This window comes from Pseudarthrobacter sp. SSS035, assembly GCF_023273875.1.
In the GTDB taxonomy this organism is placed as follows: domain Bacteria; phylum Actinomycetota; class Actinomycetes; order Actinomycetales; family Micrococcaceae; genus Arthrobacter.
The window spans coordinates 104,163-118,166 of sequence record NZ_CP096882.1 but is presented as its reverse complement, the minus strand read 5'-3'; the positions used below and the strand labels follow the sequence as shown (position 1 = coordinate 118,166).

11 protein-coding genes are annotated in these 14,004 nt (G+C 64.3%); 4 read left to right on the top strand and 7 right to left on the bottom strand.

What is annotated here, in order from left to right; translation table 11 throughout:
* The first annotated feature begins 250 nt into the window (after positions 1 to 250).
* A complete protein-coding gene (locus MUN23_RS00545; RefSeq protein WP_248761604.1) occupies positions 251 to 607 on the top strand; it encodes a hypothetical protein in 357 nt (118 codons plus the stop codon).
* Positions 608 to 1,014: 407 nt separating this feature from the next.
* On the opposite strand, the gene MUN23_RS00540 is transcribed toward MUN23_RS00545, so the two are convergent.
* Both MUN23_RS00540 and istA read right to left on the bottom strand, forming a co-directional pair.
* The gene (locus tag MUN23_RS00540; protein WP_248761603.1) at positions 1,015 to 1,797 is read right to left on the bottom strand and encodes an ATP-binding protein; all 783 of its coding nucleotides are present in this window, start codon (positions 1,795 to 1,797) and stop codon (positions 1,015 to 1,017) included.
* Complete coding sequence (gene istA, locus MUN23_RS00535; RefSeq protein WP_248761602.1) at positions 1,790 to 3,370, bottom strand: IS21 family transposase; 1,581 nt, start codon at positions 3,368 to 3,370, stop codon at positions 1,790 to 1,792. Before istA ends, MUN23_RS00540 begins: the two co-directional genes overlap by 8 nt.
* Before the next feature lie 201 nt (positions 3,371 to 3,571).
* On the opposite strand from istA, the gene MUN23_RS00530 reads away from it, so the two are divergent.
* Positions 3,572 to 3,910, top strand: coding sequence for a hypothetical protein (locus tag MUN23_RS00530; protein ID WP_248761601.1), 339 nt, complete (start codon positions 3,572 to 3,574; stop codon positions 3,908 to 3,910).
* A 38-nt stretch (positions 3,911 to 3,948) separates the two neighbouring features.
* On the opposite strand, the gene MUN23_RS00525 is transcribed toward MUN23_RS00530, so the two are convergent.
* The 4 genes from MUN23_RS00525 to MUN23_RS00510 form a co-directional block, all read right to left on the bottom strand.
* On the bottom strand, positions 3,949 to 4,371 hold the full coding sequence (locus MUN23_RS00525) for a DUF6228 family protein (protein ID WP_248761600.1): 423 nt from the start codon (positions 4,369 to 4,371) through the stop codon (positions 3,949 to 3,951).
* 11 nt (positions 4,372 to 4,382) lie between these two features.
* Positions 4,383 to 4,547: a hypothetical protein gene (locus tag MUN23_RS00520; RefSeq protein ID WP_248761599.1), complete on the bottom strand. Its 165-nt coding sequence runs from the start codon at positions 4,545 to 4,547 to the stop codon at positions 4,383 to 4,385.
* Between the two features lie 330 nt (positions 4,548 to 4,877).
* Positions 4,878 to 6,635, bottom strand: coding sequence for a glycoside hydrolase family 3 protein (locus MUN23_RS00515; protein WP_248761597.1), 1,758 nt, complete (start codon positions 6,633 to 6,635; stop codon positions 4,878 to 4,880).
* A 64-nt stretch (positions 6,636 to 6,699) separates the two neighbouring features.
* Positions 6,700 to 7,965 carry an MFS transporter gene (locus MUN23_RS00510; RefSeq protein WP_248761595.1) on the bottom strand — a complete coding sequence of 422 codons (1,266 nt, stop codon included), beginning with the start codon at positions 7,963 to 7,965 and terminating at the stop codon, positions 6,700 to 6,702.
* Positions 7,966 to 8,093: 128 nt separating this feature from the next.
* On the opposite strand from MUN23_RS00510, the gene MUN23_RS00505 reads away from it, so the two are divergent.
* Positions 8,094 to 9,134 (top strand): LacI family DNA-binding transcriptional regulator, encoded by a 1,041-nt coding sequence (locus tag MUN23_RS00505; RefSeq protein WP_248761593.1) that lies wholly within the window; start codon positions 8,094 to 8,096, stop codon positions 9,132 to 9,134.
* A gap of 402 nt (positions 9,135 to 9,536) precedes the next feature.
* On the opposite strand, the gene MUN23_RS00500 is transcribed toward MUN23_RS00505, so the two are convergent.
* Complete coding sequence (locus MUN23_RS00500) at positions 9,537 to 10,430, bottom strand: TIGR01777 family oxidoreductase (RefSeq protein ID WP_248761592.1); 894 nt, start codon at positions 10,428 to 10,430, stop codon at positions 9,537 to 9,539.
* 74 nt (positions 10,431 to 10,504) lie between these two features.
* Between MUN23_RS00500 and MUN23_RS00495 the strand changes: the two genes are divergently transcribed.
* Positions 10,505 to 13,999, top strand: coding sequence for a S41 family peptidase (locus MUN23_RS00495; RefSeq protein ID WP_248761591.1), 3,495 nt, complete (start codon positions 10,505 to 10,507; stop codon positions 13,997 to 13,999).
* Positions 14,000 to 14,004: the final 5 nt, after the last annotated feature.

The window sequence follows — 14,004 nt, the reverse complement described above, 5'->3', positions numbered from 1 at the left end:
GCCCTTCCGGGCGAGGATGATGAGGTAATAGGCCTCGCCTATCGCTTTTCGTAACGATCTGTCGAGTAAAACGGCCACCGTTTACTAAGTTAGGTGCAGACGTCACGCACAGGTCCGTCTCCTTTGCTGAGACGGACCTGTTGCTTTTGTCCAATACAACACCACGATCTAGGCGGCCAACGGGCCGACCGCCATCGGGAGCAGAGCCAACGCTAAGACCGCTGGGCTGAGCCACCAGCTCCTCGACGCCGTGCAGGCCGCCGCAAAGGACGTACGCGACGACGATGACCGAGCTGAGCTGTTCGCTGCGGTTCAGGACCTGCGCGCCGCGACCGAGCAGGAGGCCCCCCGACACCGGCGACGTCGTGAAGAAGGCAGGCAAGCTGGCGCCATCGCCGCGGGCATTGGGATCCCCGCCGTCACCGCAGCAGTGAGCGGTGCGGTCGCGACGGTCACGACGTTGGCGCTGTCCGGCGCCTTCGGCCGAGCAGCGAAGGAACTCGGTGTCTTGAAACCTCTGTCTCTCGAAACGCATGAGTTTCAAGACAGCCGGCATGAGCAGACAGCTGATATGTCGGCCGGTGCGGGCCGCGTTCTTCACCATTAGAGGATTCAGTTGAGGGCAGCGAGGGTGACATTTAGCGCTGCGAAAAGACCGCCATTTATCGCTGCAATTCACAGCCTCGATGTCTCAAAACCTCCATGTCTCGAAACGCTAGCGTTCCGAGACACAAGGGATATGAGACACCAAAAGTAGACCTTGCAAAGAGAAGCTGTCTCCAGCTCCGCGGTTGGCGATTCTCGTAAGAGTGCGAAACCACGTTTAGGGTGAAGCTATGTTCTGCAGAGAGAACATAGCTGGGAAAGGGGAACCCTATGCGGTGGCTGGCGGATAGGACTGGTTGGTACGGGTGGTCCAGGTAGTTGGTACTGCTGTTCCGGGGACCCGGTACCGGCCGGGCGGCGGTGTGGCCGTCCCGACCGGTACGAGTTGTCGCCGGCGTGCGTTCTGGGTTATTCCCAGTAGCCGCTGGTGGCTTTGGCTTCCTGGTTGCGCAGCCGCCGCATGTCGACCTCGCCGAGGTTGAGCGTGCGGGACTGGTTGGCGAGCCGGTTCACGGTGGAGTCGGCGGCCACGCGGTCGGGCAGGGCTTCGACCCAGTAGGCCGGGCCGGACTGGCTGACGATGATCGTCGGCAGCCGGTGGTCACGGTTGGCCAGAATCGCGAACAGGTCGCTGGCGGCGTTCGGGTCGATTCCTACGGTGAGGAAGTCATCGATGATGAGCAGATCAACGTCGCTGAGCTTGTTGAGCATGCTTTGGTGGCCGATCCCATCCCCGCGGGCGATGACGAGTCGGCGTGCCAGGTCATCCATCCGCGTGTAGTGAACGGTGTGTTCGTTGTGGCAGGCCGCGACGCCGATCGCGCAGGCCAGATACGTTTTGCCTCCTCCGGTCGGGGAAATGATCAGCAGGTTCGTCGGATCGGCCCGCCAGTCATGGTTGGCGTAGCGTTTCATTCGCACGGGGTTGATGCCGCGCCCGGGTGGATAGGTGATCTCGGCGACCGAGGCCTCCGGGAGCGGGAACCTTGCCTGCCGGATGAGTTTCTCGATCCTGCTGGAGCGGCGCAGTTCCAGGGCCTCATCAACGGCGGTGAGGAACAGTTCCTCCGGCGTGGCAGCGTCGTTTGCTTCGTCCTTGATGAGCTCTTCGAACCGGGTGGCCACGTGCGTGATGCGCAGGGCCCGGAACTTCTCGTGGTCAACACCGGTAAACACGGCCGGATCACCCACGTTCCTGGTAGTAGTCGGCCCCGCGCACCAGAACACCGGGCAGGTCGACCGCCCCGGGAGTGCTCTTCTCATTCGAGGCCGCCGCAACCAGCGGCCGAGTGCGTTGCTTGTCAGTGGTAATAGTCGCCATGATGCGTTTGAGCGTGGTGTAGGTCGGGTAGCCCTGCTGGTTGATGATCGCCTGGCAGGCGGCCTCCAGGCGCTGCTTGTTGCTCTTGCCCAAGGTCATCAGGATGTTCTGGCAGTCAAGGTAGGCCTGCGCCTCGATGGCGTGGCGGTCCAGAATCGACTCAATCACCGCCACGGTCGCGGCCCCGAAACTCCGGGCCCGGTGCACGAACCACTCCCGTGTCCACAGCCCGTCAATGTCCTGATGCCGTTCGGGAGCGTGCTCAACGGTCGTGGAGTACTGGCCCTTGCGTCCGGCCTTGCGTGGATGCTCACACACCACGGTGTCGCCATCGAAAATGGTGACGGCCACACCGGTCAGGCGCACACGCAGAATCTGCCCGGCGAACGTGTACGGCACTGAATAGTGCTGGTAATCGGCGGTGACATGGTAATTCCGCCCCACCTTCAACTGCTTCCATGCCACCGTATCGAACCTCGCGGCCGGCAACGGCTGCAGCAGCCCGGCTTCCTCAGCCAGGAACCGCTCATACCTGCTCGTGCCGTCGACGCGGCGCATCTGCTCATTGACCTCCACCATCCGCTCACCAATCGCGGCGTTCAGCTCCGCGAAGGTGGTCCAGAGCTCTTCGGCCAGGTAGCCGATCACGCGCTTGTTGATGATGTTCACCGCCGATTCCACCGCTGCCTTATCGCGGGGCTTCCGGACTCTGGCCGGCACCACCGCCGTGCAATAGTGGTCGGCGAGCTCCTGATAGCGGGCATGGATAACCCTGGCGCTGTCGCCTTTGACGGACCGATGGGTCGCCGTGGAAGCGTTGTCCGGGACGATGATTTGAGTTACTCCACCGATAAATTCAAAGGCCTGCACATGTGCGCTGATCCACGCTTCCTGCTTCATATCGGCAAAGGCCCGGCAGAACACGAGGCCCGAAAATGGCAGGACCGCAACAAACATGTAGGCCTTGCGGACCTCCCCGGTGACCGAATCCGTCACCGGCAGCGTATCGCCGGCCCAGTCCACCAAGAGCGCCCGGCCCGGATCGTGGTGAAGCGTCGCTACGACATCATTGGTGGCCGCAAACTCCGTGAAAAGCTGGCAAAACCTTGAATACCCGTACTTCTTCCCCTGCCCCGAGGGCACACCCAGATACATCCGCCACGCCTGCTGCAAGGTGAAATGCTTGTTGCTCTTCATCGACTTCAACGCCTGCGCGAAATCAGGCTGATCAAAGGAACCCGAGACCGTCCGGCGACCATCGGGAAACAACTCTGCCCATTGAGCCTCGCCCATCGAGGCAGCCTGCGCGGCCGTCAAGCCCTTGGCTGCCACGGTCTTCTTCACCGCCGAGATATCCCGGCGTGAACACCCCACCAAGCCCACAATCTCGTCGTAGCTACGGCCCTCGAACACCAAAGCCATAATCGCCTTGTAGCTCGCCATCAATGCCTCCTCCATCAGAAACCGGCAGCACCCAACGTGCCGCGGTTCCGTCAGAGGAACACGCAAAAACGACCGCAGTACCAACTACCGGGAAAAGCGGTACCAACTCCGTGGACTGCCCGTACCAACTACGGCTATCCGCCACGGTGGCTACGCCGGGCTGTATACGAGCATCGACGTCTCCCCGGGCGGATACGTAAGTTGCAAATTATCGAGCTCTGGAGCTTCGTGGCGATCGTCTGCTGCGTCCTTGTTTCCTTAGTCTTCGACCTTTCTGTGCCAGCTACAAACCTCCTGATAGTCCTTCCGCTGGTGGTGCTCTTGTCTGCCGTTTTCGGCATTGGCCTGCTGACCTGGAGGAATCATGAACACGCTGCAGAGATCTGGGCCGAAAACGTTCGAGGTCGAGGACTGGAAGAGGCAGGTTTTGGATGGTTTGCCGACACTGGGACGATACGCGGCCTCGGCGCGGGAAAATCGATATTTACGGCAATTATGCTTACGGGTTTAGTGGTTCAGGCTTTCTCTCATTGGACATAGGGCCAGCGCGAAGGAAATCCTGGTCCAATCCTTGCCGGTCATTCTGCGGCATCCTCACGCCAACTGGCAGCGAACAGGTTTAGCAGGTTCTCCGTGACGCGCATGAGTTCTTCCCCCGAGTCGATCGTCAGCTTGCCGCGTACTGACCAGGAGTCATGGAACGAGGGATCCTGAAGGGTGAAGGACAGCTCAATGTGGCTCCCGGTGTGGGCAGCCTCCAGCAGTAGATCACCTTCAAGGGATTTGTAGGCTCTGGTCCCGCTCCAGCCTTGCCAATGCCCGGCAAGGTCGGTGAAGAAGCCGCAAAGGTCAGCGAATCCAAGCTCGTAGTGGGCGGTGACCTCCCGACGTGCTCGAAGGTTCTCTAATTCCACGGACACGGACATGCTGAGCAATTCGCCGTCGGGTCCGCGTTGCACATCTCCGAACGTGAGCCGCTCCCGGCGCCCTATCTCAACCATGCCTGTTTCCCTCACCCCAACGGACCGTTCGGCCGCGCACCCCGCTTCAGCTCGGCAATCCGCAGCCGAAGGAAAACAATTGTCAGGACCAGAGTGTAAATTGCCAGGCCGGCTACCACGATCATGATGACTGCATAAATGGTGCTGAAAATGCCGAAAAACGGTGCCGGATTCATGGCTACCCCCAATAGTCGTTGCCCCTACGCTACGCGAGCCAGGCTGGCGCCGAACCTAGTCGTCCTCGTGGTACAGACGATTGGGTGTCTCGAAACCACTTCGCCTCGAAAGACTAGCGATGCAAGACAACTCAAGACCCGGTTGAGCGACACCAAGCGGTCACAAAACGCCGCCACGAAGCGCTGAACTCCACAGAAGTGCACTGCATGATGCCGTCGCGGCCGGTGGAGGACCGGCTTGCGGGCGCGATGATTTACCGCCATGACACTCGACCAGATCCGGCAGATTGGCCCTGACCGGAGTCGGGGCCAATCGCTCCGTCTCTAGGCCTATGCTGCCATGTGGGGTGCGCCGGCATCTCGGGCAATTCCAAAACCCGCGCGGAAAAGGGGTGCCTCAGTGTCGAACGGGACGTCCTCGCGGGACTTCTCTACAGCCTCCATGGATGAGGGGATGTCGAAAGGCAGGGTCCCGGTAAGTGACGTGCGCCCTGTGAACGCCTTGATTATGACGTGGTCGCTCGCTCCGAATTCGCCGAGGACGGTGGCGCCGAGCTCGAGGAGCGGGCCGAGGATGGCTGGCCGCTCGAGGAACACGGACACATAGAGGGGGGCTTGAGCGGCATAATTGCGCAGTCTGTCGAGTGTGCTCTGAGGGAAGGCTAGCGTGCCGCCGTGGAAGTACTCGGCGACAACGGATCCGCGGCCGACTTCGAAGGGTGCTTCGAGGCGAACGATGATCGCCTCGGCGTCTCCGACATGGGGAGTCATCGTGAGGCCTGACGGGTCTTGAATGCCCTCGACGTAGACCCTGGAGCCCTCGGGCAGGATGCCTGCCTCGTCGGTGAGCAGCACTATGGACTTGCTCTGCGCGGCGGTACCTTTCTCGAAATAGACTGGCGCGCCGCACGTGGTGCGCGCACGATCGATGTCGACATGACGTTTCTCGAACACGCCAAGCTGGAACTTTTCGCGGAGTAGCCGTCGCACTGACTGGTCGATGCGCTCCTCGGTCACCGCGCCGCTGTCGACGAGCTCCTCGATAAGGGCAGGGTTCCGGTCACCGCCGAACTGGTCGACGCCGACGTCGATGGCGATCCGGGCCCGCTCGACGGGAGACAGGTGCCCCAGGCCCCAACCATTCGGTCCAAAGGTGAGATCGCCCATCCGCTCACTCTCGAGCAGGTTCCAGTCGGTCACGACGATGCCGTCGAAATGAAGGCGCTTGCGGAGGATGTCTCGTACGACCGGGGCGTTGAACGCAAACCCGACTTCATCCCATTCTGTGCCGACGGGCTTGCCGTAGTATGTCATCACCTGGGTGGCTCCTGCGGCGAAGGCCTTCTCGAACGGCTGGATGTGCAGTTCTTGCATGCCACCGGGATACACCTGCTCTGGGTACCGCGAGTCGTGCGCGTCATCGCCGCGCAACTGTGGACCGCCTCCGGGGAAGTGCTTCACGACTGCAGCGACAGCCTCGGGGCCCAACGTTGGCCCACCGCGGAGTCCCTCGATGAAGGCGACTGTCAGTTCGGCGACGCGGGCAGGGTCTTCTCCGAATGTGCCGAACCCGCGCGACCAGCGCGGTTCGCTGAAGATATCCGCCATCGGTCCGAGGTACACACGTATGCCCATCGCCAGGAACTCGCGGCGGATGATGTCGGCATACTCTCGCGCCGTGTCCGTGTCCGTGCCCGCGATCGCTGCGATACCGGTCGTCTCGGGCCAGCGGGAGAGACTGTCGAGCGACTGCCCGGTGAAAGGATTGCTCCGGAATCCGTGGCGCGGATCGGACGACAGGGTGATGGGGATGCCGAGCCTGGTGCTCGCCGCGAGATCCTGGAGGGTGTTGTGCCATCCGGCGACTCCCGCACTGTCCCCACCGCCAAGCACGTTGAAGTGGTTGATTCCGCGTTCCACCACGTTGAGCTCGGCGTCTCGGAGCGCGTCCGCGTCGGTGAGCGAGTCGCCTCCCGGTTCGGTGGTGGGATGAAACATTAGGCCCGCCTTTTCGGCGATCGTCATCCGCGGGAGGAGGTCATCGATACGGCGCTCAAGGGGTTGAGTGGGGTCGAGATAGTCATTCATGGAAGTTTCCTAAAGAGAGGGTTGCGCAGCGCGAACCGCGCGATATCGGTGTGAGTTGAGGAGATCAGCGGGTGGCGCGTATGCCGACGAGCGGGACGATTCCCAGGAGTGTGAGCGCGCCGCCGAACAGGACCAGAGCGACGTAGTTCGACGTGCCGCCGCCGACGCTGAGGATCACGGGGGCGATGAACGGGATGATCGAGAACGGCAGGGTGATCGCGATGTTGACCACGCCGAGGTTCCTGGCTGCCGCCAGCTTGTCTCGCATCGCCGCGATGCCAAGCGCGATATAGGTGCCCAACATGAGGCCGGCCGCGACGCCGGAGACGAGCGTCACGCCGATGAGAAATTGAACAACGGTGGACGAGGTGGCGATGATGACCATGCCCGCCGCGCCAATCAAAGCGGCGAAGATCATGACTGGCTTTCGCCGACCGAGCCGGTCTCCTACCCAACCGCCGAGCGGCCCGACAACGAACGCGACGACCCCGGGGATCACGTAGGAGAGTGTGATCGCCCCACCGATCTGGTCCTCCGGTACCGCGATCATGTCTTGTAGCAAATAGACCGTGTATGTGGATACCACGCCCCACGCGGCGAACATGAGGAAGAGGGCAAGCAGCAACCATGCGAAGTCAGGCTCGCGTCGCGGGTTGATGAAGAACGATCCGAAGAATTCCTTCACGCCGAACGGCGGCAGCGGCTCGGCCGCGGGAGCATCATCATTGAAAACCGCGAGCAGCGCTACGCCGAACACAAGCCCCACCGCCACCGGCAAACCAATCTGCGCCAGGATGCTCGTTGGGAACGCCTGGATGAAGAAGATTCCGATCACCAGAGACGCTGCGGACGCTGCCCCGGAGAGCGAGCCAATGAATCCTTGCTGCGATTCGGGCACTCGGTCAGCGACGATGGCGAGAATGGCGGCGATCGCGGCATTGACGAACGCCTGCATCAGGATCCATCCCAGCAGCAGCATCGGGAACGTATCCGAGAAGCCGATGACCGCCGCGCCGACCGTGGTGCCAAGCAAGCCAATCGCGATCCAGGGCCGCCGGCGGCCGAAACGGCTGCGCGTACGGTCCGAAAGGCGCCCGAAGAAGGGATTGGCAAGGACGGCAGTCAGCGTCCCGACTCCGGCGGCAATCGAATAGCTGGTGGTCTTTCCGTCGGGATCGATCTCCGAAATCCGCAACGCCAGCGTCACGGAGGCCGGCAGGTTGATCGCCATCCAGATGCCGAACATCGCCAGCGCGTAGATGGCTATGAAGCCTGGACTGACTGGCCTAAGAGTGTTGGGGCCGACAGTGGCCGGGGTCGTGGTGGACATGAGTTCCTCGTCGTTGAGTTTGATCAGTGGAAATTGATCATCGTTTCCGGTAACGTTTCCGGAAACGATACCGCTAAGATATCGAAGAGAAATGCCACGGTCAAGAGGCAACCTTTGGGGAGGCAGTAATGACACAGCGGGTGACGCTAACCGACGTTTCCCGAGCAGCGGGCGTCGGTATCGCGACAGTGTCGCGCGCCATGGGCGATCATCCCGACGTCAGTACGGCGACGCGCGACCGGATCCGTACGATCGCCCAAGAGCTCGGCTATCGCCCGTCGGTCGCAGCGCGCGCATTGCGTCGAGGCGGCTTCCACGCCATCAGCGTGATCGTGCCGGACAACCAGTGGGGCTGGTGGGAGCCGGTCGCACACGCCTGCATCGAGACGGCCGCCGCCGCCGGCTACCAGGTGCTCGTTCATCCTGTCGGTGGAGCCGAGGGAGCGCTGGCCGACGCCATCACCGGGCTGTCGAACGTGCCGACCGAAGGTGTGATCGTCATCAGCGTTCCTGATCAAAAGTCTGTCCGGGACGCGTGCGATCGCATCGGCATACCCGGGGTCGCGATTGACGACTCGAGCGTCGACATCTACTTCCCATCAATCTCGGCGGCGAACTATGCCGGCGCACGCGAGGTGGCCGAACACCTGGTCGCGATAGGGCGTTCCCGCATCGTCTTCGTCCGCCCGCGACTCAGCGGGGGCGCGTCTGTCTGGGGCGATTCCTTCTATGTCCAGGAGCGTGAGAAGGCATACCGCGATGTGCTCGTCTCTGCGGGAATCTCGATCGACGAGCACCTCATCATCGATACAGAGTTCGACGAGTCAGCATCCGGTTGTCCAGAACTCGGCGAGCTCCTGGACCGCGAAAGCAGCGTCGATGCCGTCTTCTGTGCATTCGACCAACTCGCCCCGACCGTGCTGCGCGAACTGGCCACACGCGGTCGCCGCGTCCCCGACGACATCGCCGTCGCCGGCTTTGACGACGAGCGAACCGCCGTCCTCGTGACACCACAGCTGACCACTGCGCGGCAACCGTACGCCCAAATGGGCCGCACCGCGGCCGAACTACTCCTGCAGTCATTGTCCGAAACGCCCCCGGCGATCCAGCGCTACGAGTTCCCTACGCAACTCATCGTGCGAGCCTCTACCCGCACCCACCCGTCCTAGCCCCACAGGAGACCGGCAAGCGGGCATTTGCCTGCACGCGAAGGCGGCGTCCGCTGCATTCGCCCCACGCACCCCCCAGCTTCTGCAGCGATCATGAACCTCCCAAGACGCGTATACCCGGTAAGTGCGTGTCCAGCCCGTAGTTTGGTGAGGATGGTTGCCTGTTCGAGCCAGGCCAGGTCCGGGAGGCCCACCGCTCTACGGGAGCGATCGAGGCCTCTGTCTCATCCTGACTTCAGGCGCTCAATGGGCATGCCCGTCCTGCTCAACAGCCGCCCCGGTGAGGGATCCTCTTCGGACCGCGAACGCACGCGCCACCGAGACTTGTGCAGAGGACTTCGGACCGTCGCTGCAGGCGCGTCTTCGGAAAATGACACCAGCAGGCTGCCTCAGCCGGTTGAGTCAGGGCTTGCCGGCCACCCAGGCAGCAGCCTCGGCCAGTGACGGGTGCTGCCACTGGAAGCCGGCTGCTTCCAGGGCCACCGGTTCCATCCGCTGGCTGGGAAGGATGAGTTCATCGGCCAGCTGACCCAGGACCAGGCGCAGGGCCGGCGACGGTACGCGGAAAAATGCCGGCCGGTGGAGCGCGGATGCCAAGGCGCCCACCAACGCGTTGACGTCAGCGCTTTCGGGGGCGCAGACGTTGACCGGTCCGTGGAGCCCGGAGTCAGCGAGGAACATAAATGCTGCGGCGACGTCCGGAAGAGTGATCCACGGCCAGTACTGCCGGCCGTGGCCGAGTGGACCGCCCACCCCGAGGCGAAGCAGCGGCAGCAGCCGGCCCAGCGCGCCGCCTGTGGGGCTGAGAACAACACCGGTGCGTGGTGTGACCACGCGGACGCCGGCCGGCGCCCGATGGGCGGCGGCCTCCCACTCGACGCAGATACGTGACAGAACACCCGAGCCCGGCGACGCGTTCTCCCGGAGCTGGGCGGACCCGGAATCGCCGTAGTACCCGGACGCCGACTGGCTGATAAACGTGCGCGGCGGGTCGTCAAGCGTGGCCATGGCCGCGGTCAGGGTGCCGGTGGCTGCCAAGCGCGAAGTCATCAGCTCGTCGATCCGTCGTCTGGTCCAGGGCCTGTCCCCGATCCCGGCACCGGAGAGGTTGACCACTGCGTCCGCGCCGGCCAGCGCCGCCGGATCAAGGCGGCGCGCTGCGGGGTCCCAGCGGATTTCGGCCGCGGACGTGGGCTCGCGTCGGACGAGAGTGGTCACGTCATGGCCGGCCTCTCGCAGCGTTGCGGACAAATGGGTCCCGATCAGCCCTGAGGCCCCGGCAATGACGATGTGCATGATCCATCTCACCACGGCCCGCACGCCGTCGGTACCTCCCCGGGACCGTACCGGGAGTTGACTATGATCGAACGATGACTTCTTCGAGCTACTTCCGGTTTCCGCATGTCCACGGCGATCTGGTCACGTTTGTGGCAGAGGACGACGTGTGGATCGCGCCGCTCAGCGGCGGCCGCGCCTGGCGGGTTTCGTCACTGCAGCTGCCCGCCCGCAATCCGCGGTTTACGCCTGACGGCAAACGGCTGGTCTGGACCGTCGTCCAGGGAACCGCCCCGGAAGTGGTCTCGGCGGAGGTGGACGGCGGTGGCTACCGGCAACTGACGTATTTCGGCCACGCCACAACCAAGGTCAAAGGCTTCACGGCAGCCGGCGATGCAGTAGTGACCAGCGCGTTCCGCCAGGCTGAAAGCCGGCATACCTACGCTTACAGCGTCCCGGTCGACGGCGGGTCGGCCGAGGAGCTCCCCTTCGGACCGGTCGAATCCGTGGCCTTTGGTCCGGAAGTGGGGGACGAGCGGCCGGTTGTCCTGGCCAGTGTGCTCTCCCGTGAACCGGCCTGGTGGAAGCGGTACCGCGGCGGTACCGCGGGCAAGCTCTGGATTGACGCCGACGGAAACGGGGAGTTCGAGCGCCTCGTTCCCCACCTCGGCGGAAACCTCGCAGATCCGATGTGGGTGGACGGGCGCATCGCGTTCCTGTCAGACCACGAGGGCTACGGAAACCTGTACTCGGTGCTGCCCGGCGGCGGCGATCTTCGACGGCACACCGACCACGAGGACTTCTACGTCCGGCACGCGTCCACCGACGGCGGGCGGGTCATCTTCGAATCCGCCGGTGAGCTCTGGATCCTGCACGATCTGTCCTCTGCCGCGGTACGGCTGGACATCTCGCTGGGTTCCGCGTCGCAATCGCGTCGACCGGGCCTGCTGAAAATCTCCAAACATCTGGGCACGGTGGTGCCGGATGACAGCGGCTCCGCCAGCGCAGTGGAGGCCCATGGCACCCTTCACTGGCTCCGTCACCAGGACGGCCCCTCCCGTATCGTCGAGGCCACCCCGGGTGTCCGGGCACGGCTCCCCAGGCCGCTCGACGGCGGCCGTCTGGCTTACGTCGCCGATCACGACGGCGTGGAGGCGATCTACATCAAGGAGATTGCCGCGCAGGTCCCCGACACCGTGGTCCCTGCCGTCACGGCAGCCCCGGCTGCCGTACCCGCTGCAGCAGCCCGGGACCAGTCGGAAGCGCCACTGCCGCGTCCGGTTCCCGCGGCGGCATCGTCCGCACCGGTGATTGCCGACGTCGTTGTTCCGGTGCCCGATGACTCCCGGGCCGATGACTCCCCGGCCGACGCCGCCCACGGCCCGTCGGAAGCCGCCGCCAACGCAGGACCGTCCGGCCTGCCGACCCGCATCGCCTTCCCGACGCCGTCACGCGCCAGCGCCCTGGAAGCGAGCCCCGATGGCCGGTGGCTTGCGGTGGGTACCTCCTTCGGGGATGTCTTTGTGGCGGACACAACCACCGGTGTGCTTTCCCTCGTCACCAGCATCGGCGAGGGCAGCATCGCGGAACTCGCGTGGTCTCCTGACTCCCAGTGGCTTGCCTGGTCCGAACCTGTCACCTCGTTCGGCTCCCGGAGCCGGCTCCGGCTGGCTAATGCCGCGGACCTGGCGGGCGGCATCGTCGAGGTCACGGACGGCCGTTTCTGCGACGGGTCCCCAAGCTTCACGCCGGACGGTAAGTTCCTGGCCTTCCTGTCCAACCGCAGCTTTGATCCGGTGTACGACGGCCACTCGTTCGACCTGTCCTTCCCCAGCCCCATCAAGCCGTACCTGGTGGCACTGGCTGCCACGACGCCGTCGCCGTTTGGCCCCGAAGTTGACCTGTCCCCTGCCGCAAACACGGACAGCGCGGACACCACGGACGCAGACACCGCGGCAGGTCCCGCGGTCCACGTGGATCCGGCCGGGCTGGCCCACCGTGTCATCGGCGTTCCGGTGCCCCAGGGCAACTACACGTCACTCACGTCAACGGAGGGTGCACTGCTATGGCTGGACTGGGCCCTGGCAGGCGTCACCGGCGACGGCAAAGCCAGCCAGGAAGACAAGGACGCCCGCCCGAGCCTGGTCCGGTTCGACCTGGCCCGCCGTAAGTCCGCCACGCTGGTGGAATCCCTGGACAGCTACCGGCTCTCGGGCGATGGCAAGAAAGTAGTGCTGGTCAACGACAAGCAGGTCAGCGTGGTTCCTTCTGCTGCCAAAGCCGATGAGGAATCCGGCCAGCTGGTCAAGGTGGACCTGGGCCGCATCCGCGTGATGATGGATCCCCTCAGCGTCTGGGGCCAGGCGTTCGACGAAGCCTGGCGCCTGCAGCGCGATTTCTTCTGGGCCGAAGACATGGCAGGACAGGACTGGGAATCGATCCATAAGCGGTACCGTCCGATCGTTGACCGGTTGGGGTCCCACGACGACCTGGTGGACCTGCTCTGGGAGCTGCACGGGGAACTGGGCACCTCGCACGCCTACGTCCGGCCCGCAGCCGTCACGGAAAACGGCAGCAACGGCCAGGGACGGCTTGGCGCAGACTTCACGTTCACACCGGCAGGCTGGGAGATCACCCGCATCCTGGCCGGCGAATCCTCGGACCCGCTGGCCACCTCCCCGCTGACCCGGCCCGGCGCCGCCGCCATGGCCGGGGACGTCGTACTGGCCATCGACGGTGTGCCGCTGTCCGCCACGGTGAGCCCCGCGATGCAGCTGGTGGGCGCCGCCGGACGGGCTGTGGAGCTGACATTACGCAACGGAGCCGGGCATGGAGTCGAGGCAGGGGAGCAGCGGAGGATCGCTGTGATCCCGGTCAAGGACGAGGAGCGACTGCGCTACCAGGAGTGGGTGGCCGCGAACCGCGGGATCGTCCGGGAGGCCTCCGGCGGCCGCTTCGGGTATTTGCACATCCCGGACATGATGGCCAACGGCTGGGCGCAGCTGCACCGCGACCTGGACACCGAAACTGCCCTGGACGGGCTCATCGTGGATGTCCGCCGGAACCGTGGCGGACACACGTCCCAGCTGGTGGCGGAGCTGATTGGCCGGAAGGTCACCGGCTGGAGCATGCCCCGCGGCGAACGTCCGCGGACCTACCCGCACCACGCGCCGCGGGGTCCGGTGATCATCCTCGCCGATGAATTTGCCGGGTCCGACGGCGACATCATCACCCAGGTCTCCAAACTGCGGGGGATCGGCCCGGTGGTCGGCACGCGCACGTGGGGCGGTGTGGTGGGGATCGACAACAGGTTCTCCCTGGCCGACGGTACCGGCGTGACCCAGCCGCGGTACGCCACCTGGTTCGGTGGTGGCGTGGGCTGGTCCGTGGAAAACTACGGCGTGGATCCCGACATCGAAGTGCTTTACCCGCCCCACGCTTATGCCGCCGGCAGGGACCCCCAGCTGGAATACGGGATCGGTGCGCTCAAGGAAATGATCCAGGAGCTGCCCACGGACAAGCCCCCGGTCCGTGAAGGCTACCGTCGCCTGAAGCCGGCGCCGCTTCCGGCCCGCCGGCACGGCGACTAAGGCCG